A 25,716-nucleotide genomic window follows, 5' to 3' on the forward strand; every position below is an offset into this window, starting at 1 on the left:
CACCCCGCCGCGACAGGGTAGCGCGCGGCGGCCAGCACGTGTGCCTTATCGCAGCCCGCCGGTTAAGGAACAGCGGAGGTCCGGGAGGGTCGACGCTCGGCCCGCCCGTCACCGGCGGGGCGCAGCCCCAGGGCCCGCGCCTCCATCGCATGGATCAGCCGCCCGCGCGAGGGGGCGGGGAACGCCGAAGCGCCCCGATCCAGAGGGAGAGGCGATGATGCGCCCCTGCCCCGGACGCAACCGGGCCCGACTCAGCCGCGCTCGCGCGCTGCCCCCCGCGCGGTGCGGGCGAGGTCGAGCACGGCCCGGGCGGCGATCAGGGCATCCGGCGCTCCAGTGGTCTTGCAGGCACGCTCGGCGGCGAGCAGGCGGTCGCAGGCGGCGGCCGCGCGGTCCTCCGTCCAGGCGCCGAGAGCGCGCGCCCAAGACCCCTCGTGGCGGAAGAACACCGGCGGGCGCGCTCGCGCCGCCGCCTCCCGCGGCGAAAGAGCGCCCAGCCCCTCCGCCAGTGCCAGATGAAGCCGCTGCATGTGCCGAAGCGCTGCGCGAACCACCTGCACCGGCTGCGCGCCCTCCTCGAAGGCGAGGCCAAGCGCCCGGTCGGCCGCGGCGATCTCCCCCGCCGTCGCGGCGAACAGCGCATCCTCGAGGCCGAGACCGGCATGGTCGCCGACGGCCGCGCGGGCCTCCGCCACCGTCACCCGCCCCCCGGGGCCCGCCTGAAGCGCGAGCTTGGCAAGCTCGGCGCGGGTCAGCGCCCGGTCGGCGCCGAGATGGTCGGCAAGCCAGGCGACGGCCTCCGGATCAGCCGTCACCTGGGCCTCTGCCAGCGTCGAGGCGATCACCTGCCGCAGCGTCGCCCCAGCGTCGGCGTAGCAGGGGATCGCCGCGGCGACGGGCGAGCGCTCGAACAGGGTGCGGAGCTTCGAGCGCGCGGGAAGCTCCCCGGCCTCGACCACGAGAAGCGTGTCGCCCGGAACGGCAAGCGCCGCCTCGATCGCTGCGGCGAGCCCGTCGGTCGCCTCGCGCAGCCGGACCGCCCGACGCCCGCCCGTGAGAGACAGGGCCGCCATCTCGCCGGCGATCAGGCCCGGGTCGGCCGCTGCCTGGTCGCGGCGGAGGTCGGAGACGCGGAACGGGTCGTCGAGGCTGCCGGCGGCGAGACGAACCAGCGCCTCCGCCCGCTCGCGCACGAGCCCCTCGTCCGGGCCGTAGAGGAGGATGCCTCGGGTTCGGCCCGGGTCGGCAAGGAAGGCCTCGATACGGCGCGCGTCGGGTTTCACGATCCCTGGGCGGCGACCGCGCGGCGTCGCGCGAAGGCGGCCGCGAGCTGGCCGGCGATGTCGGTGGCGAGCTGCTCCGCGATCCGCTCGAGCGCCGCTTCGCCCGAGAGCTGGGCGGCGAAGAACTGGTCGCGCCCGACATTGAAGGAATCGACCGCCCTCACTTTGCCGCGGGCGATCGGCTCGGCGCTCGCGGGGGAGAGCGCCCGAAGCTCATATGCCGCCGTTCCGGTGATCCGGTTCCGGGTCTCGGTCTGGTCGGGCCGAACCGCGACCTGCTCGCGCCTGATCTCAAGCGTGACCGCGAGGCTGTAGCGCGCAGGCGCACCGCGGTCGCTGCCGAGGCGACGCTGCAGCGCTCGGCGCAACAGCTGCCCCTCGCGATCGGCGATCACGCCAACGCGTGTGGCGGCGAGGTCGCCCGCCGCCGTCTCCGCCGCCGCTCCGGGCGCGCTGTCGGCGTAGATCGGGCGGAAGCCGCAGCCGGCCAGCGCCCCAAGGTGGGGCAGGGCGGCAAGCAGCGCCCGACGCTCAGCCGACCACGAAATTGACCACCCGCCCCGGGACATGGATTCGCTTGCGGATCGTTCGCCCGGCAAGAGCGCGGGCGACGTTCGGCTCGGCTTCCGCGGCGGCGAGCACCTCCGCCTCCGACGCCGCCGCCGAAAGGGTGACGGTTCCCCTGAGCTTCCCCATCACCTGCACCGCGATCGTCACCGTGTCGGAGGCGGCGAGGGCGGGGTCGTGCTCCGGCCAGGAGAGGAGCGCGACGAGGCCGTGCCCGGGCCGAAGCATCGACCAGAGCTCCTCGGCGAGGTGCGGCATCATCGGTGCGACCAGGCGGGCCATCGTCTCAAGCGCCTCGCGCCTGGCCCAGAGCGCCGCAGGCGTGTCCTCGGCTGAGTCGGCGATCGCGTTGGCGAATTCATGGAGCCGCGCGACCGCGACGTTGAAGGCGAAGCCCTCGAGCGCCTCGGTGACAGCGACGATGGTGCGATGAGTGGTGCGGCGAAGCGCATGCGCCTCGCCCGGCGGCGCCGGCTCCCCCGGCGGCGGCAGCGAGGGGAGAGCGCCGCGCACGAGCCGCCAGAGGCGCTGCACGAACCGCGCCGCACCCGCCACCCCGGCCTCGGTCCACTCCATGTCGCGCTCGGGCGGGTTGTCGGCGAGGATGAACCAGCGCGCGGTGTCGGCCCCGTAACGGTCGATGATCGCGCCGGGGTCCACCGTGTTGCGTTTGGATTTCGACATCGCCTCGATGCCGCCAATCGTCACGGGTTCGTCGGTGCCGCGCACCACCGCCGTGCCGTCGGCCCGCTTCTCCACCTCGGACGGGTAGAGCCACCGTCCATCCGCTCCCCGGTAGGTCTCGTGCTTGACCATGCCTTGGGTGAACAGGCCAGCGAAGGGCTCGCCCGAAGCAAGGCCGAGGTGACCCGTATCCCGCATCGCGCGGGTGAAGAAGCGGGCGTAGAGAAGGTGCAGGATCGCGTGCTCGATCCCGCCGATGTACTGGTCAACGGGAAGCCAGGCATCGGCCGCGTCGCGGTTGGTCGGGGCGCCATGCCGCGGGGCGGTGAAGCGCGCGAAATACCAGGAACTGTCGACGAAGGTGTCGAAGGTATCGGTCTCTCGCCGCGCCGGCCTGCCGCAGCGGGGGCAGGGAACGTGCTTCCAGGTCGGGTGATGGTCGAGCGGGTTGCCGGGCCGGGAGAAATCGACGTCCTCGGGAAGCCGCACGGGGAGATCAGATTTTGGCACGGGAACGATACCGCAGCTGTCGCAGTGGATCACCGGGATCGGGCAGCCCCAGTAGCGCTGGCGTGAGACGCCCCAGTCCCGCAAGCGCCACTGCACCGCCGCCCGCCCCGCACCGAGGCGCTCGAGCTCGGCGACCACGCGTCGCTTGGCCTCGGGCACCGAAAGCCCGTCGAGGAAGCCCGAGTTGATCAGCGTGCCGTTCCCGGTGAAGGCGGTGTCGGCGATCGCGAAGCTCTCTGCCTCCGCGCCTTCGGGCAGGACGACGGGCGTGACGGAAAGGCCGTATTTGCGCGCGAAGTCGAGGTCGCGCTGGTCGTGCGCCGGGCAGCCGAAGATCGCCCCGGTGCCGTACTCCATCAGCACGAAGTTCGCGACCCAGACAGGATAGGCTTTGCCATTGAGCGGGTTCGTCACGGCAAGCCCGGTCGGCACCCCGCGCTTCTCGGCCGTCTCGAGCGCCGCCTCCGTCGTGCCTTCGGTGCGGCACGCGGCGACGAAGCGGGCGATCTCCTCGTTCTCCCTGGCAAGTGCCGCCGTGACCGGATGGTCGGGGCTGAGGGCGAGGAAGCTCATGCCGAACAGCGTGTCGGGGCGGGTGGTGAACACCTCGATCTCGGCGAGCCCCGCGACCGGACGGGAGAGGGGGAAGCGAACCCGCGCGCCTTCGGAGCGGCCGATCCAGTTCCTCTGCATCAGGCGCACGCGCTCGGGCCAGCGCTCGAGGCGATCGAGGGCGGCAAGCAGATCGTCGGCATAGCGGGTGATCGAGAGGAACCACTGCGCGAGCTTGCGGCGCTCGACGACGGCGCCGGAGCGCCAGCCGCGTCCGTCGATCACCTGCTCGTTGGCGAGCACGGTCTGGTCGACCGGGTCCCAGTTGACGAAAGCCTCCTTGCGCTCGACGAGGCCGGCTTCGAGAAAGTCAAGGAAGAGCGCCTGCTGCTGACCGTAATAGTCAGGGTCGCAGGTGGCGAACTCGCGCGACCAGTCAAGCGAGAGCCCCATGCGCTTGAGCTCCGCCCGCATGGTGGCGATGTTGTCGTAAGTCCACTTGGCCGGGTGTATGCCGCGTTCCCGTGCGGCGTTCTCCGCCGGAAGGCCGAAGGCATCCCAGCCCATCGGATGCAGAACCTCAAAGCCGCGCGCGCGCTTGTAGCGGGCGACCACGTCGCCGAGCGTGTAGTTGCGCACATGGCCCATGTGGATCCGCCCCGAGGGGTAGGGGAACATCTCGAGCACGTAGTATTTCGGGCGCGTACCGTCCGGGATGTCGGGGGCAGCGAAGCAGCCGGCCTCGTCCCAAGCGCGCTGCCAGCGCGGCTCTGCTTCCGCCGGGTCGTAGCGGGCGGCAGCGGGCGCGATCTCGTGTGGCGTGTCCATGGCGCGAGCGAGACTAGCCGATCCGCGGCGCAGCGCCAGCGTCCTGACGCGCGAGGCCGCTTGACGCCTGGGTTTCAGGCTCGCGCAGTCAACGCCCTGCCGTCTGCGGGGTCGACTGGATTCGGAGCTCGCGGGCGCGGGCGAGGATCTTGTCCTCGAGCTGGGGGGCGACGTCCTCGCTCACGGGGACGTCCACCCAGGCGCCGCGCGCCTGCACCTGGCGGAACACGGCCACGCGCACGCCGTCGGAGCGGAGCTGCCGGCCGAGGATGTAGACGGTGAGCTTGAACCGCTCGCCGGGGGTTTCGGGCGGGGAGTACCAGTCGGTGATGATGACGCCGCCGAACGGATCGGCCGAGACGAGCGGCATGAAGGAGAGGGTGTCGAGCGAGCCGCGCCAGAGGAAGGCGTTGACGCCGAGCCCCGCTCCGCCTTCGTCGCGCCGGGATCGATCCCGCCCGAGGAGGACGAGTCCATCCTCGTTGATCAGGCTGCCGATCGACTGACGATCCCGTCTGAGTCGGTCGTAGTAGTCATCGGGCGTCTGGTCGCGGATGGACCCTGGCGGGAGCAGCCCGCACCCACCAAGGAGGAGTGCGACCAGCAAGACTTTCGGCAGAATTCGCATGCCCTAGCTATAAGTCCTCGCCGGCGAAAACGAAAGGGGCGGCACGAGGCCGCCCCTCCGTACGAACCAGAGCCGAGTGAGGCTCAGAACGCCATGCGAACGCCCGCAAGAAGCATCCGAGCACGGATGTCCGTCGTCCCGCGCTCACGTGCCTTCTGCTCGACGAACTCTGCAACGGCTTGAAGGCCAGGGGCGATGGTGTAACGGCCGCCGAAGGCATAGCCCTGGTCAGTACGATCCGCCGGATTCGTCTGATTACCTTCGGTCTTCAGATTATAGTAGTGAGCGCCGACGACGAAGGGCCCAAAGGTGTAGGTGGCGCCGAGGAAGTACTGGCGCGCACCATCGGCGTCCGGTTGGTTTTGCCGCAACAGACCGGTCATACCACCAGTGTTGATGCGGCCCCAGAGATACTCCGCGCCAACCGTGAACCCGGCGAATGTAGCCGTTGCGCCAATATTGTACACCCGCGGAGCCTTGTAGTCAGCAGCACCAATGATGTCCACGGCAGAGCCGAGCGTCACGCCGCCGTTCGCTGCGAAGGCGACTGGCCCGAAGGTGCCGCGATACCGAAGGGCGAAGTCGAAGATGTTCCGCGCACGGTTGATGTTTTGGTCGGTGCTCTTCAACGTCTGACAGGCAGTGGAGAGCGTGCCGCAGCCCCGCCGACCGTCGCCAAGGTTCCAGGCGAACGACGCACCGAAGTCGAAGCCGAAGAACTGTGGCGAGAGGTAGATGATCTTGGTCGCGTCATCGAGCCCGAGCTGCCCGGACTCGAAGAAAACCGGCCGCGTCGTCGCGAAGGAGCCGAGATCGCCGTTCACGCCGCCTGCGCCGAAGCCCTCGATCGCGCTGATCACGCGGAGCTGGCTCACAGCGCCGTCCTGGTCACCGAACTCAAGCCGGCCGAGCGACGGAAGCGCAACGAAGGTATACATCTCGTCCCATTCAACGGCTCGGTTTGAAATCGCAGTTTGCCCACCTAGGATGTCTGCCGGCGGACGGTTGCCATCGATGTTGAGCACGAGGTCAGCGCCGTAGATCAGGCCATCTGCTGTCCGCCCGGTCGCGAGGACTTGGATTTGGCCGCGGCTGTTGAAGTCGTTCTTGTCGAGCGAAACGGTGTTGCCATTGGCATCTAGGCCAGACTGACCGTTCTTCTGGCTGACATTGGCGTAGTGGAACCGCTGGTAGCCGCGGATTGCCACGGTGATACCCGGCTGCGGCGTTGCCGCCGGAGCCGGAGCCTGCGCCTTCGCAGGCGCCACGCCATCCGCCACGAACGCGGCGAAGCCGGCCGCCGTGGCGAGAAGGATCTTGCGCATCCTTTTCCCTCTCCGTTGTTACGCGCCGGACCCTTCCAGCGCACCTGTCCGGCCTCCCCCGCGCCCCTAAGACCCCAAAATGCCTCACAGGGCCTGCACCGGTGCCGGCGGAAGACCTGACGGGGACTATGACCAGCCTCGCGCGTCCGTGTCCACGGGGCCAAACGCGCGATTGTGCGTTTCGGGAAACACCGTGGCAGCGGTGCAACACACTTCCTCAGCGGGAGCCAGAGAGAGCCCCAACCGAGGCCACCGCCGCCGCCCCCGCCGCCCTCGCCGCAGCGACACGCGAGGCCGTCACCCCGCCCAAAGCCGCGACCGGTAGCCCCGCCCGTCGCGCAAGAGAGGCGAAGCGGAGAGTCCCAAGCGGCCGAGCGCCGGGGTGCGAGACGGTCGGAAACAGCGGCGAGAGCAGCGCGAGGTCGGCGCCGAGCCGGTGCGCGCGGGCAAGCGCCGCCATCCCATGCGCGGCGATGGTGAGCAAAGGCCGCCGCGGCCGCCGACGCGCCAGCCGGAACGGCGCAGGGGGGCGCATCCCTTCGGCGAGGTGGAGCCCGGCGCGCAAGGAAAGCGCGAGCCTCGCGTCACGCGCAACGAGCAGGCGCAGCCTGCGTGAGCGGCAGAGCCGCCCGAGCGAAGCCGCGAGCGACGCGCGCCCCGAGACCCCGTCATGCCTGAGGATCACCGCCGCCCCAGGCGGAAGCCGCGAGGCCGCCGCGAGCGGGTCACCCCCCCTCCTCTCGTCGGTCATCAGGATGAGGTATGGAAGCGCACCCGCCCGACGCCGAAGAACCCGCGCCGCCTCAGCGAGAGACCGTGCCATGACCGCCCCCGCCGACAGCGTTCAGGATGACACGATCGCCGCGAACCTCGCCGCGGTGCGCGCGCGAATCGCCGCAGCAGCACGCGCGGCCGGGCGGGACCCTGCGTCGGTAACCCTCGTCGCCGTCTCGAAGACGCACGGGGCGGAGGCGGTCGCGGCCGCGCTGGCGGCGGGCCAGACCGTGTTCGGCGAGAACCGGGTGCAGGAGGCACGCGCGAAGTTCCCCGCCCTGCGCGCTGCCCACCCGGAGCTTCGCCTGCACCTGATCGGGCCCTTGCAGACCAACAAGGTGCGGGAGGCGATGGCGCTCGCCGACGTGATCGAGACGCTTGACCGGCCCAAGCTCGCCGAAGCGATCGCCGGCGAACGCGACCGCTCCGGCCGCTGCCCCGACCTCCTCGTGCAGGTGAATGTGGGGCGGGAGCCGCAGAAGGCCGGCATAGACCCCGGTCTCGCCGAAGCCTTCGTCGAGGACTGCCGCGGCCGGCTCGGCCTTCCCGTGCGGGGGCTGATGTGTATCCCCCCCGTCGACGAGGACCCGGCGCCGCACTTCGCCTGGCTTGCCGAGTGCGCGCGGAAGCTCGGGCTGGCGGAGCTCAGCATGGGGATGAGCGGGGATTTCGAAACCGCGATCACCCATGGCGCCACACTCGTGCGGCTTGGCAGCGCGATCTTCGGCCCGCGCCACGCCCCCGCCCCGTTCACGCTGGCCTGACCTCGATCGCCCGAAGCCCTGGCAGAACCGCGAGCAGGTCAGGCAGGGCGAGCGCGATGCAGCCCTCCGTGGGCCCAAGCCCGGGCGAGGCGACGTGGAGGAAGATCGCCGACCCGCGGCCCGGGACGGTCGGGGCGTCGTTCCACCCGAGCACGCCCACGAGATCGTAGAGCCCGTCCTCGCGCCACAGGCGCTCGTGTCGTGCCGGGTGGGGAAGCCTGACCATGCGGTTATAGGCGGGGTCGCCAGGGTCGTCGCACCAGCCGTCGTCGGGGGCGATTGGCTCGACCGGAACGGCGGCGGTCGGGCGGGGGAGCCGGTCGGCCCGGAACAGGAGACGCCGGAGCGGGAGCACGGCGGCGGGTGTGGCGCCGTCTCCCTCGCGCTTGGCCTCGGCGGGCACGATCCCCGCCCGGCCCAGGGCGCAGCGGAAGGGCCGCCCGTCGGGGCCGCGCAGCAGCGTTCCCACCGTCGCTCTGGGCGGGGCGAGGACGAGAGCGGCATCGGGGGAGAGGCGCATGCGCGCGCTCTACCACGCCCGCTCGGCTGCGTCAGGGCCGTGCCTCGGCAGCGGGGGCGGGCGCGGGCGCGGTGCGGGAGCGCATCACACGCTCATAGGCCTCGAGGCCCTGGAGCATGCGCTGGACGAAGGCCGGGTCCTGGCCGCCGGAGGTGATCGGGAGGATGGGCGCGCCTCGTATCCGCCCGGGCTGCCCCGGCCCCGGGGGCGCGACGGGAGCGGTCCCGGGCGATTGGGCGCCGGCCACGCCGGAGGCGGCCTCGCCGCCCGGCGCGTCACGCTCGCGCGCGGGCGCAGGCAGCGCGGCCGCGGCGGCCACGGCAGCCACGGCAGGGTCCGGCGGTGGCGCGGCCTCGCGTGGCGGCAGGGCAGGGGCGGGATAGGCGCGGGCGGCGAGCTGGGTCGCGAGCGGCAGCGGCCTGAGCGGCGTGCCGGCGGTGGTGGTGAGCTCGGCGAGGCTTCGGGACGGGGCGGGGGCAGGGGGTTGGGAGGCGACCGCCGTCGCTGGCTGAGCAGGCTTGGCCGAGGAGCCGCCACTGAAGAGCTCCTCGACGAGAGAGCCGACAGCAGCCACGATCGCCCCGATCGGCCCTCCGATGACGAGCCCGCCGAGGACACGGAACACCGGCTGGATCGTCTCGCCGGTGAGCTTGCGATAGACCCAGGAGACCCCGGGGATGTGGTGCAGCGGATTGAGGGCGGCGAGGAACTCGCCGAACGTCACCGTGCTCGGCATCGGCTCGAGCTCGTCCGGCCCGAGCGGGGGGCCGCCATCGGCCGGACTTCGCGGCCGTTGCGCAGCGACCGAGCGGTCTGCCACGCGAAGCTCCGGCGGGCGGGAGAGCGACGGGGAGGAGGCGGGGCCGACCATGCCGGCACCTCGGCAAGCCCCGTGCCAGAAGCCAACTCCTTGCGCTTGCTTGCCCTTCCCGAAGCGGGCGGCAGGTCCTGCCGGGCAGAACCGGCCCCGCCGGGCGGGAAAACGGCCGGGTCCTGCCGGAGGCGTTCGGCCTCAGAACAGGTGGCCGAACCGTTCCGCCTTGGTGCGGAGATAGCGGGCGTTGTGCTGGGTCGCCGGAAAGGCGTGCGCGACCCGGCCGGCGACCGTGATGCCGCAGGCCTCGAGCGCCGCCATCTTGTCGGGGTTGTTGGTGAGGATCCGCACCGTCCCGAGCCCGAGCTCCCGCAGCATCGCCGCGGCGATCAGAAAGTTGCGCTCATCGGCGCCGTAGCCGAGGCGTGTGTTGGCGTCGTGCGTGTCCGCCCCCCGGTCCTGCAGCTCGTAGGCGCGCAGCTTGTTGACGAGGCCGATCCCCCGCCCCTCCTGACTCAGATAGAGCAGGACGCCCGACCCCTCCTCCGCCATCCGCTTGAGCGCGCCGCGGAGCTGCGGCCCGCAGTCGCAGCGGAGCGAGCCGAGGAGATCGCCGGTGAAGCACTCGCTGTGCAGCCGCACGAGCGGCGGGGTGGCGGCCCCCCAGGGGTCACCGACCACGATCGCGAGATGCTCGGTGCCGCCATCCGCCGGCCGGAAGGCAATGATCCGTGTGGCGGCGCTGTCCTCGAGCGGCACGGAGGCTTCGGCGACGCGAGTCAGCGTGGCGGCGACCATGTCGGGATAGGAGAGCACCGCCTCGGCAGGAGCGGCGAGGAGGTCGTGGCGCTGCGCGAGCCCTGACGCGTCACCCCCCGTGTCGACCGGAGCGACCACCACGGCCGGCAAGAGACGTGCGAGCTTGGCAAGCTGGATCGATGCGGCGGCTGCCTCGACCGGGACCAGCGGCGCGGGCTCGGGCCTCGTCTGCGGCGGCTCCGCCGTCGGGTCGGCGAGGCTGCGCAGAAGGGCGGGCGTCACGCCCGGAGGGAGGCGGAAGGCGACGGCCGGCGCGCCCGCTCCGACCGGGGCGGGGCCCTGAAGCACAGCGGCGGCGCGTGTCGGGGCGAGCAGCAGGACGGGCGGTGCCGCACCGAGCGCGGCGAGGCGGGAGAGCGTGGCCGGCGAGGCGAGTTCCGCCGCCGCGACCAGCCAGGCGGAGCGGGGGTTGGACGCGACGAGGAGCGCCGCAGCGCCACGGCGAAGCTCGGCGACGGCGCGGTGCACGGGGCGAAGCGAGCGCTCACCCTCCACCTGCCGCTCCAGGGCGGCGGGCGTTTCGGCAGCGGCCGTGGCGGCGGCAAGCGATGCTGTAGGTGGCATTGGCGGCGGGTCCTCCAACACAGTGTGTTCGGACGCGATCGCGGCGCAAAGAAGGCAGGCTTCGGCACGCGGCGTTGCACCGGCATGAAATCTTCGGGGGCGTCCAGGGAGATGGTGCAGCTCCGCGCCGAGGCAATCGGTGCGAGGCCTTGGCGCAGCCAAGCGATCACGGGATCGTGCACCCACAGAGACGTGCACGGGAGAGGGTGCTGCGCCGGGCGGACGCGATCACGACATGCTGTCGCGCGCGGCGTCCTGCCGCGTCATGCCACGCCGGCCGGGTGCTTCCTTGCCCGTCCCCGGCGCCGGCTGGCACACTCCCGGACCGACGGACAAGGGGAACATTGAGGCCCATGGCTCTCGCACGACCGATCCTGATCGTCGATGACGACCGCGCCCTGCGCGAGACGCTCGCCGAGCAGCTCCGCGCGGAGGGCGAGTTCGAACCACACGCGGCCGAGAGCCTCGCTGCCGCCGAGGCAGCGCTTGGCGGCGGCAACGCCCGGTTCGACGCCATCCTGCTCGATGTCGGCCTGCCCGACGGGGACGGGCGCGACTTCACCCGCACCATCCGGCAGAAGGGGGTGAAGGTGCCGATCATCATGCTGACCGGGGCCGACACGGAGGCCGACACGATCCGCGGCCTCGATTCGGGGGCGAATGATTACATCGTCAAGCCGTTCCGGCTCGGCGAGCTGCTCGCGCGGCTGCGCCGCCATCTCGCGATCTTCGATAACTCCGACGACGCGGTGTTCTCGATCGGGCCCTACACCTTCCGCCCGGCAGCGAAGCTCCTCCTCGAGGCGAAGCGCAACCGCAAGATCAGACTGACCGAGAAGGAGGCGGCGATCCTCAAGTTCCTCTACCGCGCCGAGGGCAAGCCGGTGCCGCGCCAGGTTCTGCTCAACGAGGTCTGGGGCTACAACGCCGGGGTGACGACGCACACGCTCGAGACCCACATCTACCGCCTGCGCCAGAAGGTCGAGCCCGACCCGGGGAATGCGCGGCTTCTCGTGACCGAGAGCGGCGGGTATCGGCTCAACGCGCAGTGGACGCCAGAGCCGACAGGGGGGTGACCGGCGCCAGGCCTTCGGCGAGCGCTCCCTGCCGCCGTGCCGCCGCGCGCTGCGTCGCCTCGATGAACACCTCGAGACTCTGCCCCACCGCCACCGGCAGGCTGCGCGGCTCGAGGCTGTAGATCACCTCGGCCACGCGCGTATCGACGCGCTCGCCCGGGGCGTTCGATGGGAAGCCCTTTCCGCACGCGGCAGATCCACCACGACCGCGACGCCGACCACGAGGCCGAGCTCTTTGGCCCTGTCACCCGTCAGCATGACCCAGGCGATCGCGCCGATGGAGGCTCTCCTGAACATCGTTCATGTGAACGATGTTCATATACCGCGCTTGCGGCGGCCGGCGCAAGGGCTAAAGTGAACGCCGTTCAGGTCACGACACGGGAGGCGGCCAGGTGGGCGCTCGATCGGTCAGGGCGATGCCGAAGCGTCAGGCGGGAGAGACGCGGGCCGCGCCGCGCCGGCGCCAGAGCGCCGCCGACCGACGCACCCAAGTGGTCGCGGCGGCGCGCCGGCTGATGGCCCAGAACGGGGCGGAGGCGGTGTCGATGCGCGCCGTCGCCGCCGCCGCCGGCGTCTCGCCCGCCGCGCTCTATCTCTATTTCCCCGACAAGACCGTGCTGCTCGCGGCGGTGGTCGATGCCGTGTTCGACGAGCTGCTCGCGGCCTTCACCCGGGCGGTCGAGGGCGCCGCCGCCTCGCCCGACCCGTTCGCGCGGCTTGCCTCGCTGATGGACGCCTATGTCGCCTGGGGGCTCGCGCACCCGGACGAGTACCGGCTCGTGTTCATGACGCCGGTGGTCGGGGTGGCGGGCCAGCGCCCCGTGGCGGAGGGGTGCCGGACCGGCTCGGCGAACGGGGCGGCGACCTTCGCCGCGCTCGCCGCCGAGGTCTCGCGGCTGATCGCCTCCGGCCATGCGCGGGAGTCGGACCCCGCCCTGGTCGCCGAGCAGATCTGGGCCGGCGGCCACGGCCTCGTGTCGCTCATGATCACCTTCCCCGAATTCGCGTGGAGCCCGCGCGAGGCGCTGTGCGCGGCGCTGCGCGAGACGCTTTTGCGCGGCATCTCCGCCTGAGTGGTTCGCCCGCGGCGCTGCTCGCCGCGTTGCAGCAAAAGGCTAGGCGCGGCGGGGCGCCTCCGTTAAACCGGGCGGCCTCGGCAACGGCGAAGAGGACCGGATGGCCGCGTCCGCTGCGAAGGCGCGAGGATCGGGGTCGCCGAAGGTGGCGCTCCTGCTCGGCGTTCTCGGCGTCGTCTACGGCGACATCGGCACGAGCCCGCTCTACACGATGAAGGCCTCGCTCGGGCTGTTCGCCCGCGACGGCGCCCTCAGCGCCTCCGACGTGCTCGGGGTGACGAGCCTCGTCGTCTGGTCGCTGATCCTGATCGTGACGGTCAAGTACATCGGCATCGTGACGCGCGCCGACAACAAGGGGGAGGGCGGAATCCTCGCGCTGATGGCGCTCGCCACCCGGGCGCTTCCCCAAGGGCGGTTGCGCCACGCCGCCACCATGGTCGGCATCGCCGGGGCGAGCCTGTTCGTCGGCGACGGCGCGATCACGCCGGCGATCTCGGTTCTCTCGGCGATCGAGGGGCTCGAGGTGGTCAACCCGGCGCTGCACCCCTTCGTCGTGCCGCTCTCGGTGCTTGTGCTTGTCGGCGTATTCGCGGTGCAGTATCGCGGCTCGGGAAAGGTCGGCCTCGTCTACGGGCCGGTCACCTTCGTCTGGTTCGTCACGCTCGCGATTCTCGGGGTGCGGGGGATCCTGCTTGCGCCGCCGATCCTCGCCGCCGTCTCGCCCACCTACGCGGTGTGGTTCTTCGTCAACCACCCGCTCGAGAGCTTCGTCGCCCTCGGCGCGATCGTGCTCGCCGTCACCGGAGCCGAGGCGCTCTACGCCGACATGGGCCATTTCGGCCGGCGCCCGATCGTCCAAGCCTGGCTGTTCTGCGTGCTGCCTGCGCTCGCGCTGAACTATGTCGGGCAGGGGGCTCTTCTGCTCGCCGATGCCGCCGCGCTCGAGAACCCGTTCTACCTGCTCGCGCCCTCCTGGTTCCGCCTGCCGCTCGTGTTCCTCGCCACCGCCGCGACCATCATCGCAAGCCAGGCGATGATCACCGGCGCCTTCTCGATCGCGCGGCAGATGATGCAGCTCGGCTTCTGCCCGCGCCTGACAGTGCGCCACACCTCCGGCGAGGAGGCGGGGCAGATTTACATACCGCAAGTCAACGCCATGCTCTTCATCGGCGTGATGCTTCTGGTCGCGGGGTTCCGCGCCTCGGAGAACCTCGCCGCCGCCTACGGAATCGCTGTGACCGGAACCTTCGTCTGCACCTCGCTGCTCGGCCTCGTCGTTGCCCGCCGCGTGCTGGGCTGGAGCACTGCGAAGACGGTCGCGAGCTTCGGCCTGTTCCTCGTCATCGACCTCGCCTTCTTCGCCTCGAACCTGCTCAAGGTGCCCGAGGGCGGCTGGGTGCCGATCCTGATCGGGGTCACGCTCTTCACGCTGCTCACCTCTTGGCGGCGCGGGCGCGACCTCCTGTTCGAGAAGTGGCGCGCCGACAGCCTGCCGCTTGCCTCCTTCCTCGCGCGCCTGCCGAAGAGCCGCACCATACGCGTTCCCGGCACCGCCGTGTTCATGACCGGCAACCCTGACTACGTGCCCGGCGCGCTCCTGCACAACCTCAAGCACAACAAGGTGCTGCACGAGAAGGTGATCTTCCTCACGGTGCTGACCGAGGAGGTGCCCGTCGTCCCGCCGGAGCAGCGCGCGACGGTGGAGGAGCTCGCCCCGGGGATACACCGCGTCATTCTCCGCTACGGGTTCATGGAGAGCCCCAACATCCCGCGCGCTCTCGCCGAGCTGAAGGACGAGGGGATCGAGGCAGACCCGATGCAGGTGAGCTTCTTCCTCGGCCGCGAGAGCGTGGTTCCGGCCGCGGTGCCGAAGATGTCGCGCTGGCGGCACTGGCTGTTCATGGTGATGGCGCGCAACGCCGTCTCCGCCACCGAGTTCTTCCGCATCCCCTCCGACCGCGTGGTCGAGCTCGGCGTTCGCGTCGCGATCTGAGCTCCGTTAACGCGGGCGAAAGAGCGCCGCGGCAGGCTCACCGCATGACCGGAGAGACGGACCGCACCTGCGACGCCTGCACCTGCGGCCTCGGTTTCCCGCTTCCCTTGACGATCGCGTTCCAGCCGATCGTTCGCCCTTCCTCAGGCGCGATCGAGGCGCACGAGGCGCTGCTGCGCGGCCGGGATGGAGCACTCGCCCACACCGTTCTCGCCGCCGTCTCCGACGCGAACCGGCCCGCCTTCGACCGGACGGCCCGCGCCACCGCCATCGCGCTCGCCGCACGGCACGGGCTCGCCGAGCGGCTCCACCTCAACCTGATGCCCGAGGCGCTGCGCCACCCGGAGCACTGCCTCGCGCCTCTGCTCGCGGCGGCCTCCGCTTCCGGCATCGCGCCGTCGCGCCTCACGCTCGAGCTCGGCGAGGACGGGCGTCTGTTCGACCTCGCCTTCATGCGCCGCTTCCTCGCCGCCTGCCGCGACGCGGGCCTTCGCGTCGCGCTCGACCATCTCGGCGCGGGCTACGCCGCGATCGGCACGCTCGTCGATCTCGCCCCCGACATGGTGAAGCTCGACCTCACGCTGATCCGCGGCATCGACCGCGACCGGCTGAAGCGCGCCCGCGCGCTCGAGGTCGTCGCCGCCTGCCGGGCGCTCGGGCTCGAGATCGCCGCGGTCGGGGTCGAGACGGAAGGCGAGCTCGCGGTGCTGGCGGAGGCGGGGGTCGATCTCGTCCAGGGCTACCTGCTCGCCAAGCCCGCTTTCGAGCGGCTCGTGACCGCCGAAGAGATTGCCCTGCCGGCGGAAGCGTCCGCCTAAGCGCGGCGGCGCGGCCCGGCTCGTCCTGCGGCGCCGTGCGAGCGGCCGCATACGCCAGCGTTCCGCTCCCGCCAGGGCGCTGACGGTGGTTGACAGCCCCGAAACGATACCGCAGGGTCGTTACGGGAGAACAATGACAGCGGCGCTCCCCCGCCAGGGCGAAGTTGGACAGGGGGAGTTGGACATGACACGGACGTTTGCCGCAGCCGCGTTCGCGGCCGCCCTCGTCGCGGGAGCTGCGTCCGCCGCGACGCTCTACACCGATTCGCCTTCCTCGCCGCCGCCCCAGGCACGACCTTCGACAACTTCGAGAGCTCGACCGTCGCTGGCACGACGATCACCTTCGGTGGCGGCACCATCACATGCTCGGGGATCTTCTGCACCGTCTCCTTCGGCAACGAGTCCACTCCTACCCCGATCGCGCTCAGCGGCATCAAAGCGCCCTTCTTTGCCGCCCCTGACACGCTGACCTTCACCTTCGCCGCCCCGATCGACGCTTTTGGCATCTTCATCGGCGGTTCGGGGGACCGCGAGCAGCAGACGCTTTCCATCACGCTGTCGGACGGTTCTGTCTTCCAGCCTTTCCCGAACTACAGCAACATCAGTAACACCTCTCTCAACAACACGCTGTTCGTCGGCATCGTCTCGCCCACGCCGTTCACCACCGTCGCCTTCACCGGGACCGTCGTAAATGACTTCATCGATGTCGTGTACTTCGACGACCTCTCCTACCGTCTGGCGCGAGTGACGCCGGTGCCCGCTCCGGCGGGCCTACTCGTGTTCGGCGTGGCCCTCGCCGGGCTCACCCTCGCCGCGCGCGGCCGGCGCGACGCCCCGCCGCGCACGGCCTGAGGCAGGGCCGCGTCACGCGGCCTGGCGCAGCGCGCCCAGGATCGAGAGTCCCTGCGGCGAGAGCCCCATCGCAGTGCGCATGAAGAGGCGCTTCAAGGGCGGGATCCGGTGCACGGCGGCGAGGCCGAAGCCCCGCGCGAGCCGAACCGGGGCGAGATCGTTCGAGAACAGCCGATCGAGTGCATCCGTCATCGCGAGCATCGCGAGATTCGTCGGACGGCGCGCCGCCTGGTAGCGGGCGAGCACGGCGGGGCTGCCCGGGTCCTCGCCCGAGCGGACAGCCTCGACGATCGCCGCGCCGAGCGCGCCGACATCGCGGACACCGAGATTGAGCCCCTGCCCGGCGATCGGGTGGATGCCGTGCGCGGCATCGCCAACGAGTGCGAGGCGGATGTCGGTGTAGCGCTGCGCCAGGAGCGCCGAGAGCGGGTAGCGCCAGCGCGTCCCGACCGGGGTGACCGTGCCGAGATGGTCGCCGAAGCGTCGCGCGAGCTCCGCGGCGAAGCGCCCGGGCGAAAGCTCCCACACGCGGTCGACGAGATCGGAGCGGTCTGACCAGACGATCGCGGATGTGCGGCCGTCCGGCGCGCCGCCGGGCCCCGGCTCCCCGGGCAGCGGCAGGATCGCGAACGGGCCTCCGGGCAGGAAGTGCTCGACCGCAACGTGGCCGTGCGGCCGCTCGTGCCGCACCGCGCAGACGATCGCCTGCTGGCCATAATCCCAGCGCGTGACGGGAATGCCGGCCTCAGCCCTCAGCGCGCTCTCGCGCCCCTCAGCCGCCACCACAAGGCGGCAGGCGATCACCGTGCCGTCGGCGAGCCGCACCTCGGCGGTTTCGGGCGTTCGCGCCACCGACGACACGGAGGCGGGCGCGAACACCGCAAGCCCCGGCAGGCGGGGCAGCTGGGCGTTGAGCGCGATGCGCAGGTGCCGCGCCTCGACCATCCAGCCGAACGCGTCCTCGCCCACCTCAGAGGCGGCGAAATGGAGAAAGAGCGGCGAGGCTGGGCGGCCAACCCGGCCATCCGACACCCTGATCTGGCGGATCGGGCAGGGAGCACCGCCGAGCCTCGCCCACACCCCCGCCTGCTCGAGCACGTCGCGCGAGGTCAGCGCGATCGCATAGGCGCGGCCGTCGAAGGCGGGAAGCTCCATCGGCGGCAGGGCGGAGCGGTCGATGACGGCAGCCGGGATGCCGGCTTCGGCGAGCAGGCAGGCGAGCGTTGCCCCGACGGGCCCAGCGCCGACGATGCAGACGGTGACGGAGAGGTGCGCGGCCATGCCTCGCACGATAAAGCGCGCCCCGCCCGACGGGAAGACGCCGCCCGGTTTTGCGCCGCAGCGCACACGAATGCCCAAGGATTGGGCAGCGCCCAACGCCTGGGCAGGGCTGCGCCAGGGCTTGGAAATCCCGGCTCTCCGCACCACCGCAACCGCCCCGGAACGTCCGGCACGGTTCTTGAAAGCTCTGTGCCGTCAACCGGTGCCGCAACGGCGGAAGAGGACAGCGCATGAAACTGATCATGGCGATCATCAAGCCCTTCAAGCTCGACGACGTGCGCGAGGCGCTCACTCCGCTCGGGGTGCAGGGGCTCACGGTGTCGGAGGTGAAGGGGTTCGGGCGGCAGAAGGGCCAGACCGAGATCTATCGCGGGGCCGAATACCACGTGAACTTCCTGCCCAAGGTGAAGATCGAGGTGGTGGTGAACGACGACCTCGTCGACCAGGTGTGCGAGGCGATCGCCAAGGCCGCCCACACCGGCAAGATCGGCGACGGCAAGATCTTCGTGCTCGACATCGAGCGCGCGATCCGGATCCGCACCGGCGAGACCGATGCCGCCGCTCTCTGAGCGCGGCGGCAGGCGCTTTCATGATCGATCCGATCAACAGGGGATCAGGCAACCGATGAAGAAGACACTCCTCACCGCGGCCGGCGCGCTCGCCCTGCCGCTCGTGGCGGCGCTGCCCGCCTTCGCCGCCGACGAGCCGAAGATCGACAGCGGCGACATGGCGTGGATGCTCACCTCCACGGCTCTCGTGCTGATGATGACCATCCCGGGCGTTGCCCTGTTCTATGCCGGCATGGTCCGGAAGAAGAACGTTCTCGCGACGATGATGCAGAGCTTCGCGACCTGCGCTCTGATCACCATCGTCTGGATGGTCGCGGGCTACAGCCTCGCCTTCTCCGGCGAGGGCAAGTGGATCGGCGATCTGGGGCGGCTGTTCCTCTCCGGTCTCGCCGATGTTTGGGACAAGCCGAAGCCCGAGGGCACCATCACCGAGCCGGTGTTCATGGTGTTCCAGATGACGTTCGCGATCATCACCGCGGCGCTGATCACCGGCGCGGTGGCTGACCGGATGAAGTTCTCGGCCCTGCTCCTGTTCCTCGCGCTCTGGTCGCTCTGCGTCTACAGCCCGGTGGCGCACTGGGTGTGGGGCGGCGGCTTCATCGCCGATTGGGGCGTTCTCGACTACGCGGGCGGAACGGTCGTGCACATCAACGCCGGCGTGGCGGGCCTCGTCGCCTGCCTCGTACTCGGCAAGCGCAAAGGCTACGGAACCGAGAGCATGGCGCCGCACAATCTCGGCTTGGCGGTGATCGGCGCGTCGCTGCTCTGGGTCGGCTGGTTCGGCTTCAACGCCGGCTCGGCGGTGGCGGCCGATGGCCGCGCCGGCATGGCGATGGTGGTGACGCAGATCGCGACCGCCGCCGGCGTGCTCGCGTGGATGTTCGTCGAGTGGGCGGTGAAGGGCAAGCCGACGGTGCTCGGCGCGATCTCAGGCGCCGTGGCCGGCCTCGTCGGCATCACCCCGGCCGCGGGCTATGTCGCCCCGGTCGGCGCGCTCGTGATCGGCGCGGCGGCGGGAGCGATCTCCTGGTGGGCCTCGGTCGAGCTCAAGCGGATGCTGAAGTATGACGACAGCCTCGACGTGTGGGGCATCCACGGTGTGGCCGGAATCGTCGGCGCTATCCTCACCGGCCTGTTCGCCGTCGAGGCGATCGGCGAGACCGCGGGTGGCATCGGCCAGATGATCGTGCAGATCCAGGGCGTGGTGGTGACGATCGTCTACACGGCCATCGTCAGCTTCATCCTGCTCAAGATCGTCGATGCGATCCTGGGCCTGCGCGTCTCCGACGAGGAGGAGCAGATGGGCCTCGACGAGGCGCTGCACGGCGAGAGCCTCGGCTGACGCGCCCCTCCTCCACGCGGCCCGGGGACCGCCCCGGGCGGGCGCGCGGGGAGACGGGACGGGGGCGGGGTCCGCAAGGGCCCCGCCCTTTCCGCATCCGCCCACGTCTCAGCCCTCGCCCGCGAAGATCCGCGCGTAGCGATCGGCCATCAGCCGCTCGTCGTACTCGCGCTCGGCCTTGAGCCGGTTCGCCTCGCCGGCGGCGACGCGAAGCACGTCGTCGGCGAGACCGCGGGCAAGTGCCTCGGCAAGCGCGGTCTCGTCCTTCGCGACCACAAGGGATCGGTTCTCGTCCGACAGGATCGCGCGCACATCGCCGACATCGGTCGCGACCACCGCAAGCCCCGACGCCATCGCCTCGAGAACGGAGAGCGGCATCTGCTCGGTGTCGGAGGAAAGCGCGAACAGGTCGAACCGCTCAAGGAACGGTGCCGGATCGGCCTGGGCGCCGTGGAAGGTCACAGAGGCGCCGAGGCCGAGGCGTGACGCGAGCGCCTCGAGCGCGGCACGCTCCGCCCCGTCGCCGACGATCTCGAGCCGCGCCGGACGCTCCGCCCGAAGCCGCGCGAAGGCGCCGAGAAGCCGCGCGAGGTTCTTCTCCGGCCGGAGCCCCGCCACCGTGCCGATCACCGGCTCGGGCCCAAGTGAGGCCCGCGACCGCAGCCGGAACCGCTCGAGCGCGATTCCGTTCGGCACGTAGCGGAGACGCTCGGCCGGAAGCCGCCAGACCTCCTCGGCGATCCTTTTGAGCGTGAGCGAGGGAAGGACGACGGTCGACCGGCGCAGCGCAAGCCGACGCGTCCACACCCGGCGGGGGAGCTGCCGGTCACGCTCCTCCGGGCCGAACCCGTCCTCGATGTGCACGTGCCGGGCGAGCGGAACGAGATTGGCGAGGCACCATTCGATCGCCCCCCAATTGTAGGTGACGAGAAGCTCGGGCTTCAGCGCGCGCAAGGCGGCGCGGAAGCGCCGCACATTGCCGAGAAGGTCGCCCTTGACCACCCGCACCTCCGGGTACGACACGGCGAGCCCATCGGGCAGGCGGCGGGCGCAGTCATACACCCCGTCCATGGCCACGATCGCGTGCCGCCAGCTGTCACCGAACAGGGCGGCAAGCCGCGCGAAGCGCACCTGCTGCCCTCCGACCTCGAAGGTCGAGAAGGCGGAGAGCATCACGGGCGCGGCGTGGGTCATGCCGCGTGCACCTCGATCGCCTCTCGGATGAAGGCCGAGCGATCGCCCTCTGGCTGCCAGCCGAGATCGCGCTTGGCGTCGGTGCAGTCGAAGGTGGCGGAGAGGCCGCGCGAGAGAATCTCGCGCCGCGACGGCAGCGGCGACCGGCGCCCGCCGGCGCGCTTGATCGCCCATTTCGCGACCTCCGCCGCCCAGAGCAGGCTCGGCCACTGCGGATGGAAGCGCAAGGGGCGGCCGGTCGCGCGCGCGAGTTCCGCGACGAAGGCGCGGGCGGTCAGCCTGACGTCACCGACGAGATTGTACGTCCGACCATCGATCCCCTCGGCGCGGGTGGCGGCGACGATCGCCGCGGCGACATCGCGCACCAGAACGAAGGGAAGCGGGTTGTCGCCTCGGTTCCAGCCGATCACGTGCTGGTCGTTGTAGGAGAAGTCCAGGCCTGCATGGAAGGGCGGGGTGCCGGCGCCGACCACGAGGCCGGGGCGGAGGATCACCACGCGCAGCCCCTCGCGTGCCGCGAGCTCGTGGAGCAGCCGCTCCGCTTCCGCCTTGGCGCGGCTGTAGTCGGCGCGCTCCGCGGCGCGCGGATCGGAGGGTGTGGCACCCGTCACCACACCCGCATCCGGGCCGAGATAGAGCGAGGCGATCGAACCGACATGGACCAGCCGGCGCACGCCAGAGGCGAGGCACTGCCGCGCCACCACCTCCGCCCCGCCCACCATCGCCGCGCGCACCGCCTCGTAGCTGTCGCCGCCGCCGCCATGGGCGAGGTTGACGACGACCGATGCGCCCCCGATCGCGCGCGCCACCGCTTCGCGGTCGCGGATGTCGCCGCGGAAGAGGGCGACCTCCGGCCGGTCGAACACATCCGGAAGGTTGCGCGGCGACCGCGCGAGCACGGAGACGGCGAAGCCTGCGTCGAGAAGCGCACGCACCGTCGCCGTGCCGATGAACCCCGTGCCGCCGAGCACCGCCACGTCCCACCGTTCCGGGGCGGGCGGGCGAGGAGGGCGGCGTGGCGCTCCCCTCTCGCCCACCCCGGCGCGATCGGCGATCCGTTCGCAGACCGAGACGAGCCGCCGGCCGAAGGCGGCGTCGCAGAACGGCCGCTGCCCCCTCTCGAGCGCGTCGTGGAAGGCGGCGATGCTCTCGCGCATGCTGAGGAAGAACGGGTCTGACCGGCCCCTGAGCCGAAGCTGCGCGAGCGCATAGGCGAGGAGATTGACCGCCCCCGCGGTGGCGATCGCTCCGCCGGTCGCGGCCGAGGCGAGCAGCCCGTCGAGCGCCTCGATGTAGCGCGTGCGCGCATGCCGCCAGGTCCGATTGCCGAAGATGTCGGCAACCGCCACGCCATCATCGCCGATCACCGAGACGAGCCAGAACGGAAAGCTCTGGCCGACGGCGAAGCGCAGGCTCGCCGGCATGCGCCGACAGGCGAGAAGGGCGGTCAGGCTGCGCTGGAACGGAAGGCCGGGCGCGAGCGCGAGCGGCGGCTCGGCCAGCGCCTGCACCTCCTCGATGTCGCCCGCAAGGGCGACGATCTGCGACAGCGGGTGCACGGCCTGCTCAAGCAGGATGTTGCGCGGCTCGTCGAACATCCAGTGCGCGAACTGCCGCGCGGCGAGCTGGGCAAGCGGCGCGTTGTAGACGCAGCTCACGTGGTTCGGCCGGCCGATCCGCCCGGCTTCGACCAGCCGGCGCAGTTTCACGAAGGCCGGGTGGTGCACATAGTTCTGGTTGACGCCGACCGGCACGCCCGCTGTCTCGGCCTCGGCCGCGATCGCGGCACAGTCAGCCGAGGTCGTCGCGAGCGGCTTCTCGACCAGCACCGGCTTCCTGGCAGCGACCAGGCGGCGGGCGATCTCCGCATGCAGCGGCGGCGGCACGAGCACGTGCGCCGCATCGACACCCCCGGCCGCGAGCGCCGACTCGACGCTCTCGAAACACTCTGCCTCGGGCACCGTGGCTGCGAGCCGCCGCGCCGCCTCGAGGTTCGGGTCGATCACCGCCGCGACCCGGATGCCCGGGAGCGTGCGCAGAGCCTCGAGATGCACGCGGGCGATGTTGCCGGCACCGACAAGAGCGACACGTCGCACGGGAGCTTCTCCTCGGCGGTTTGGCTGACGCCGGCGATGGCGCGAGCCGGGCGCGTCCAGAAACAGCGCCTCCCCCTAAGGCACCGTTAGCGGAGCGGGCAACTGCCCCGGCCGTCGGCGCCGGTGCGGGTGATCACCGCCGCCCGACCCGGCAGTCGGGACAGCGGCCGAGGGTTTGGGGTATAATCTCAAGAGTCGCGTGCAAGAGTTTGATCTGCCATGCCTCGATCTCCAGGCCCGTCCGGGCCGCCCGGTGCCGCCCTGCGCCGCACCCTGCCGCCCGGCTTTGCCGCCTTTCTCCGCCGCCGGGCGGCAGAGCTCGCCGGGCTCGCCAGTTGCGTCCTCGGCCTGACGCTTCTCGTTGCGCTCGCCACGCACCACCCGAGCGACGCGAGCCTCAACACCGCCGGCTCAGGCCCGGTGCGCAATCTCGCCGGCCCGGCCGGGGCGGTGATCTCGGATGCGCTGCTCCAGGGCGTGGGGCTTGCCGCCCTGCTCGCCGGCATCACGCCGCTCGTCTGGGCCTGGCGTCTCGTGAGCCATCGCCCGCTCGGGGCGCCGCTCGCTCGCCTCGGCCTCTTTGCCCTTGCCCTTCCCGCCGCCGCGACGGCGCTTTCCCTCGTCGAGCTTCGCCATCCCGTCCTGCCCGCAGGGGCGGGCGGGGTGATCGGCAGGCTGATCATGGGCGGGGCGCAGGAGCTTGCGGCGTCCTTGTTCGGGCCCTTCGGTGCCGCTTTCGCGACCCTGTTCCTCGCCGGGCTCGGGGTTCTCCTGCCGCTTGCCGCCTTCGGGGTGACGGCCGGGGAGTGGCGCGGCGCGGGGCGTGCTCTCGCCGCCTCCGGCGGCGCGGTGGCAGCGAGCGCGAGCGAGGGTGCGGGGCGCGCCGGACGGGCGGCGGCAGGGCTGTGGCGCCGGGCGAACCTTTCGGAACGTCTCGCCGCCTGGCGGGCGCGCCGACGCGCCGAGCGGGCGGCGGCGGAGCCCGTGTTCCGACGCGAGCCGGGCCTCGAGGGGGCGCCGGAGCCGGCGGCTCGGGAGGCAGTGCCCGAGCCTGCCGCCGCTGCCGCGCCCCCCTTCGCCCCCGTGCCCGCAGCTGAGCAGCGGCCGCGCGTCGCGCCTGGGCCCGAGCCCAAGCGCTCCGCCGCCGCCGCCCAGGCCTCGCTGCCGCTCGGCGCTTGGGTGCCGCCGCCGCTCGCCCTGCTCGCCGCACCGCCCGCGAACCGCCCGGGCCGCCCGACCGAGGAGAGCCTCGAGGCGAATGCCCGGCTGCTCGAGGGCGTGCTCGCCGATTTCGGCGTCCAAGGGAGGATCACCGCGATCCGCCCGGGGCCGGTCGTCACCCTCTACGAGCTCGAGCCGGCGCCCGGGACGAAGTCGGCCCGCGTGATCGGGCTCGCCGACGACATCGCGCGCTCGATGAGCGTCCTCTCCGTTCGTGTCGCCGTCGTCCCTGGGCGGAACGCGATCGGCATCGAGCTGCCGAACTCGCGCCGCGAGACGGTGTGGCTCTCCGAGCTCCTCTCCTCGGAGGCCTGGGCCAAGGCGCGCGGGCGGCTCAACCTCGCTCTCGGCAAGGACATCGGCGGCGCGCCGGAGATCGTCGATCTTGCTGCCATGCCGCATCTTCTGATCGCCGGCACCACCGGCTCGGGCAAGTCGGTCGCGATCAACACGATGATCCTCTCGCTCGTGATGCGGCTCTCGCCCGCCGAGTGCCGGCTGATCATGATCGACCCGAAGATGCTCGAGCTCTCGGTCTACGAGGGGATCCCGCATCTGCTCGCCCCGGTGGTGACCGACCCGGCGAAGGCGGTGGGCGCGCTCAAATGGGCGGTGCGTGAGATGGAGCGCCGCTACCGGCTGATGAGCCAGCTCGGCGTGCGCAACATCGGCGGCTACAACGCGCGGGTGGCGGAGGCGCGCGCCAAGGGCGAGACCCTCAGCCGGCGTGTGCAGACCGGGTTCGACCCAGAGACCGGCAAGCCCACCTACGAGGACCAGCCGCTTTCGCTCGAGCCGCTTCCCTTCATCGTCATCGTCGTCGACGAGATGGCGGACCTGATGCTGGTCGCCGGCAAGGAGATCGAGGCAACGGTGCAGCGGCTCGCGCAGATGGCGCGCGCGGCCGGGATCCACCTTGTGATGGCAACACAGCGCCCCTCGGTGGATGTGATCACCGGCGTGATCAAGGCGAACTTCCCCACCCGGATCTCGTTCCGCGTGGTGAGCAAGGTCGACAGCCGAACCATTCTCAACGAGCAGGGGGCGGAGCAGCTCCTTGGCCAGGGCGACATGCTGCGCCTCGGCGATGGCGGGCGGATCGTGCGCGTGCACGGCCCCTTCGTGTCCGACAGCGAGGTGGAGCGCGTCGTCGCCCATCTGCGCAGCCTCGGCGAGCCCGACTATGTCGACGAGGTGACCGAGCCGGAGTCGGCGTTGGCCGACGCCGGAGCGGGAACGGGAGCGGGCGCGCCGACACCCGGCCTCGACCTCCCCTCCGCCGACGAAGGCGACGAGAACGCCCTCTACGACAAGGCCGTGGCGCTGGTTGCGCGCGAGGGCAAGGCCTCGACCTCCTTCATCCAGCGCCACCTGCAGATCGGCTACAACCGTGCCGCGCGGCTGATCGAGCGGATGGAGAAGGAAGGCGTGGTCGGGCCGCCGAACCATGTCGGCAAGCGCGAGATCCTGATCCGGCGGGCCGGCGAGGACGAGCGCTGAGGGAGAGGCAGGGTATGGAGGAGAGCGTGCCCGACGCCGCCGCGGGCGGCGTTCTCTACGTGCAGA

Annotated in this window: 22 protein-coding genes; 9 read left to right on the top strand and 13 right to left on the bottom strand. The window is 71.5% G+C overall.

Translation table 11 applies throughout. The features are described from left to right. Positions 1-251 precede the first annotated feature (251 nt). The 6 genes from holA to KO353_RS07475 form a co-directional block, all read right to left on the bottom strand. Complete coding sequence (gene holA, locus KO353_RS07450) at positions 252-1,283, bottom strand: DNA polymerase III subunit delta (protein WP_235692062.1); 1,032 nt, start codon at positions 1,281-1,283, stop codon at positions 252-254. Beyond that, positions 1,280-1,852 (bottom strand): LPS assembly lipoprotein LptE, encoded by a 573-nt coding sequence (lptE, locus tag KO353_RS07455; protein WP_218287068.1) that lies wholly within the window; start codon positions 1,850-1,852, stop codon positions 1,280-1,282. The genes holA and lptE overlap by 4 nt, the downstream gene beginning before the upstream one ends. Then, the gene (gene leuS / locus KO353_RS07460; RefSeq protein ID WP_218287069.1) at positions 1,815-4,424 is read right to left on the bottom strand and encodes a leucine--tRNA ligase; all 2,610 of its coding nucleotides are present in this window, start codon (positions 4,422-4,424) and stop codon (positions 1,815-1,817) included. The genes lptE and leuS overlap by 38 nt, the downstream gene beginning before the upstream one ends. Before the next feature lie 88 nt (positions 4,425-4,512). After that, complete coding sequence (locus tag KO353_RS07465; protein ID WP_218287070.1) at positions 4,513-5,052, bottom strand: DUF3576 domain-containing protein; 540 nt, start codon at positions 5,050-5,052, stop codon at positions 4,513-4,515. Between the two features lie 83 nt (positions 5,053-5,135). Next, positions 5,136-6,377: a porin gene (locus KO353_RS07470; protein ID WP_218287071.1), complete on the bottom strand. Its 1,242-nt coding sequence runs from the start codon at positions 6,375-6,377 to the stop codon at positions 5,136-5,138. A gap of 217 nt (positions 6,378-6,594) precedes the next feature. Beyond that, a complete protein-coding gene (locus KO353_RS07475; RefSeq protein ID WP_218287072.1) occupies positions 6,595-7,200 on the bottom strand; it encodes a thiamine phosphate synthase in 606 nt (201 codons plus the stop codon). On the opposite strand from KO353_RS07475, the gene KO353_RS07480 reads away from it, so the two are divergent. Then, entirely contained in the window at positions 7,199-7,915 is a 717-nt protein-coding gene (locus KO353_RS07480) for a YggS family pyridoxal phosphate-dependent enzyme (RefSeq protein WP_218287073.1), read from the top strand. The two genes, KO353_RS07475 and KO353_RS07480, sit on opposite strands and share 2 nt — an antisense overlap. Here the strand turns inward: KO353_RS07480 and KO353_RS07485 are convergent. The 3 genes from KO353_RS07485 to ribA all read right to left on the bottom strand — a co-directional run bounded on the left by KO353_RS07485 (position 7,902) and on the right by ribA (position 10,632). Next, positions 7,902-8,435 (bottom strand): L,D-transpeptidase family protein, encoded by a 534-nt coding sequence (locus KO353_RS07485; RefSeq protein ID WP_235692063.1) that lies wholly within the window; start codon positions 8,433-8,435, stop codon positions 7,902-7,904. The genes KO353_RS07480 and KO353_RS07485 overlap by 14 nt on opposite strands. 31 nt (positions 8,436-8,466) lie before the next feature. Next, the gene (locus tag KO353_RS07490; RefSeq protein WP_218287074.1) at positions 8,467-9,255 is read right to left on the bottom strand and encodes a hypothetical protein; all 789 of its coding nucleotides are present in this window, start codon (positions 9,253-9,255) and stop codon (positions 8,467-8,469) included. A gap of 192 nt (positions 9,256-9,447) precedes the next feature. Then, a complete protein-coding gene (gene ribA, locus KO353_RS07495; RefSeq protein WP_218287075.1) occupies positions 9,448-10,632 on the bottom strand; it encodes a GTP cyclohydrolase II in 1,185 nt (394 codons plus the stop codon). 353 nt (positions 10,633-10,985) lie between these two features. Here ribA and KO353_RS07500 point away from each other — a divergent pair, with 353 nt between their 5' ends. Next, positions 10,986-11,708, top strand: coding sequence for a response regulator transcription factor (locus KO353_RS07500; RefSeq protein ID WP_218287076.1), 723 nt, complete (start codon positions 10,986-10,988; stop codon positions 11,706-11,708). On the opposite strand, the gene KO353_RS07505 is transcribed toward KO353_RS07500, so the two are convergent. Then, positions 11,671-11,844, bottom strand: a complete 174-nt coding sequence (locus KO353_RS07505) for a hypothetical protein (protein WP_218287077.1) — start codon at positions 11,842-11,844, stop codon at positions 11,671-11,673. The genes KO353_RS07500 and KO353_RS07505 overlap by 38 nt on opposite strands. Before the next feature lie 256 nt (positions 11,845-12,100). Here KO353_RS07505 and KO353_RS07510 point away from each other — a divergent pair, with 256 nt between their 5' ends. From KO353_RS07510 to KO353_RS07525, 4 genes are all read left to right on the top strand, one after another. Continuing rightward, complete coding sequence (locus tag KO353_RS07510) at positions 12,101-12,781, top strand: TetR/AcrR family transcriptional regulator (RefSeq protein ID WP_218287078.1); 681 nt, start codon at positions 12,101-12,103, stop codon at positions 12,779-12,781. A 103-nt stretch (positions 12,782-12,884) separates the two neighbouring features. Beyond that, positions 12,885-14,777 carry a potassium transporter Kup gene (locus KO353_RS07515; RefSeq protein WP_218287079.1) on the top strand — a complete coding sequence of 631 codons (1,893 nt, stop codon included), beginning with the start codon at positions 12,885-12,887 and terminating at the stop codon, positions 14,775-14,777. Between the two features lie 44 nt (positions 14,778-14,821). Continuing rightward, positions 14,822-15,595, top strand: a complete 774-nt coding sequence (locus KO353_RS07520) for an EAL domain-containing protein (RefSeq protein ID WP_218287080.1) — start codon at positions 14,822-14,824, stop codon at positions 15,593-15,595. Between the two features lie 708 nt (positions 15,596-16,303). Beyond that, on the top strand, positions 16,304-16,447 hold the full coding sequence (locus tag KO353_RS07525) for a hypothetical protein (RefSeq protein WP_218287081.1): 144 nt from the start codon (positions 16,304-16,306) through the stop codon (positions 16,445-16,447). Positions 16,448-16,459: 12 nt separating this feature from the next. Here the strand turns inward: KO353_RS07525 and KO353_RS07530 are convergent, their stop codons facing one another. Beyond that, positions 16,460-17,728, bottom strand: coding sequence for a UbiH/UbiF/VisC/COQ6 family ubiquinone biosynthesis hydroxylase (locus KO353_RS07530; RefSeq protein ID WP_218287082.1), 1,269 nt, complete (start codon positions 17,726-17,728; stop codon positions 16,460-16,462). Between the two features lie 230 nt (positions 17,729-17,958). Here KO353_RS07530 and glnK point away from each other — a divergent pair, with 230 nt between their 5' ends. Both glnK and KO353_RS07540 read left to right on the top strand, forming a co-directional pair. Beyond that, positions 17,959-18,297: a P-II family nitrogen regulator gene (gene glnK / locus KO353_RS07535; protein WP_218287083.1), complete on the top strand. Its 339-nt coding sequence runs from the start codon at positions 17,959-17,961 to the stop codon at positions 18,295-18,297. A gap of 55 nt (positions 18,298-18,352) precedes the next feature. After that, entirely contained in the window at positions 18,353-19,639 is a 1,287-nt protein-coding gene (locus tag KO353_RS07540; protein WP_218287084.1) for an ammonium transporter, read from the top strand. A gap of 108 nt (positions 19,640-19,747) precedes the next feature. Here the strand turns inward: KO353_RS07540 and KO353_RS07545 are convergent, their stop codons facing one another. Both KO353_RS07545 and KO353_RS07550 read right to left on the bottom strand, forming a co-directional pair. After that, the gene (locus KO353_RS07545; RefSeq protein WP_218287085.1) at positions 19,748-20,833 is read right to left on the bottom strand and encodes a glycosyltransferase family 4 protein; all 1,086 of its coding nucleotides are present in this window, start codon (positions 20,831-20,833) and stop codon (positions 19,748-19,750) included. After that, complete coding sequence (locus tag KO353_RS07550) at positions 20,830-22,929, bottom strand: NAD-dependent epimerase/dehydratase family protein (RefSeq protein ID WP_218287086.1); 2,100 nt, start codon at positions 22,927-22,929, stop codon at positions 20,830-20,832. Before KO353_RS07550 ends, KO353_RS07545 begins: the two co-directional genes overlap by 4 nt. 219 nt (positions 22,930-23,148) lie before the next feature. Here KO353_RS07550 and KO353_RS07555 point away from each other — a divergent pair, with 219 nt between their 5' ends. After that, positions 23,149-25,650 (top strand): DNA translocase FtsK, encoded by a 2,502-nt coding sequence (locus KO353_RS07555; protein WP_218287087.1) that lies wholly within the window; start codon positions 23,149-23,151, stop codon positions 25,648-25,650. Positions 25,651-25,716 lie beyond the last annotated feature (66 nt).

The organism is Elioraea tepida, assembly GCF_019203965.1.
In the GTDB taxonomy this organism is placed as follows: Bacteria; Pseudomonadota; Alphaproteobacteria; order Acetobacterales; family Acetobacteraceae; genus Elioraea_A; species Elioraea_A tepida.

Excerpts from the sequence above, each read along its gene's own strand:
- leuS (WP_218287069.1), bottom strand. The coding sequence starts at position 4,424 with ATGGACACGCCACACGAGATCGCGCCCGCTGCCGCCCGCTACGACCCG.
- KO353_RS07545 (WP_218287085.1), bottom strand. The coding sequence starts at position 20,833 with ATGACCCACGCCGCGCCCGTGATGCTCTCCGCCTTCTCGACCTTCGAG.
- KO353_RS07520 (WP_218287080.1), top strand. The coding sequence starts at position 14,822 with ATGACCGGAGAGACGGACCGCACCTGCGACGCCTGCACCTGCGGCCTC.
- KO353_RS07470 (WP_218287071.1), bottom strand. The coding sequence starts at position 6,377 with ATGCGCAAGATCCTTCTCGCCACGGCGGCCGGCTTCGCCGCGTTCGTG.
- KO353_RS07530 (WP_218287082.1), bottom strand. The coding sequence starts at position 17,728 with ATGGCCGCGCACCTCTCCGTCACCGTCTGCATCGTCGGCGCTGGGCCC.
- ribA (WP_218287075.1), bottom strand. The coding sequence starts at position 10,632 with ATGCCACCTACAGCATCGCTTGCCGCCGCCACGGCCGCTGCCGAAACG.
- glnK (WP_218287083.1), top strand. The coding sequence starts at position 17,959 with ATGAAACTGATCATGGCGATCATCAAGCCCTTCAAGCTCGACGACGTG.
- lptE (WP_218287068.1), bottom strand. The coding sequence starts at position 1,852 with ATGTCCCGGGGCGGGTGGTCAATTTCGTGGTCGGCTGAGCGTCGGGCG.
- KO353_RS07480 (WP_218287073.1), top strand. The coding sequence starts at position 7,199 with ATGACCGCCCCCGCCGACAGCGTTCAGGATGACACGATCGCCGCGAAC.
- KO353_RS07465 (WP_218287070.1), bottom strand. The coding sequence starts at position 5,052 with ATGCGAATTCTGCCGAAAGTCTTGCTGGTCGCACTCCTCCTTGGTGGG.
- KO353_RS07500 (WP_218287076.1), top strand. The coding sequence starts at position 10,986 with ATGGCTCTCGCACGACCGATCCTGATCGTCGATGACGACCGCGCCCTG.
- KO353_RS07540 (WP_218287084.1), top strand. The coding sequence starts at position 18,353 with ATGAAGAAGACACTCCTCACCGCGGCCGGCGCGCTCGCCCTGCCGCTC.
- KO353_RS07555 (WP_218287087.1), top strand. The coding sequence starts at position 23,149 with ATGCCTCGATCTCCAGGCCCGTCCGGGCCGCCCGGTGCCGCCCTGCGC.
- KO353_RS07515 (WP_218287079.1), top strand. The coding sequence starts at position 12,885 with ATGGCCGCGTCCGCTGCGAAGGCGCGAGGATCGGGGTCGCCGAAGGTG.
- KO353_RS07485 (WP_235692063.1), bottom strand. The coding sequence starts at position 8,435 with ATGCGCCTCTCCCCCGATGCCGCTCTCGTCCTCGCCCCGCCCAGAGCG.
- KO353_RS07475 (WP_218287072.1), bottom strand. The coding sequence starts at position 7,200 with ATGGCACGGTCTCTCGCTGAGGCGGCGCGGGTTCTTCGGCGTCGGGCG.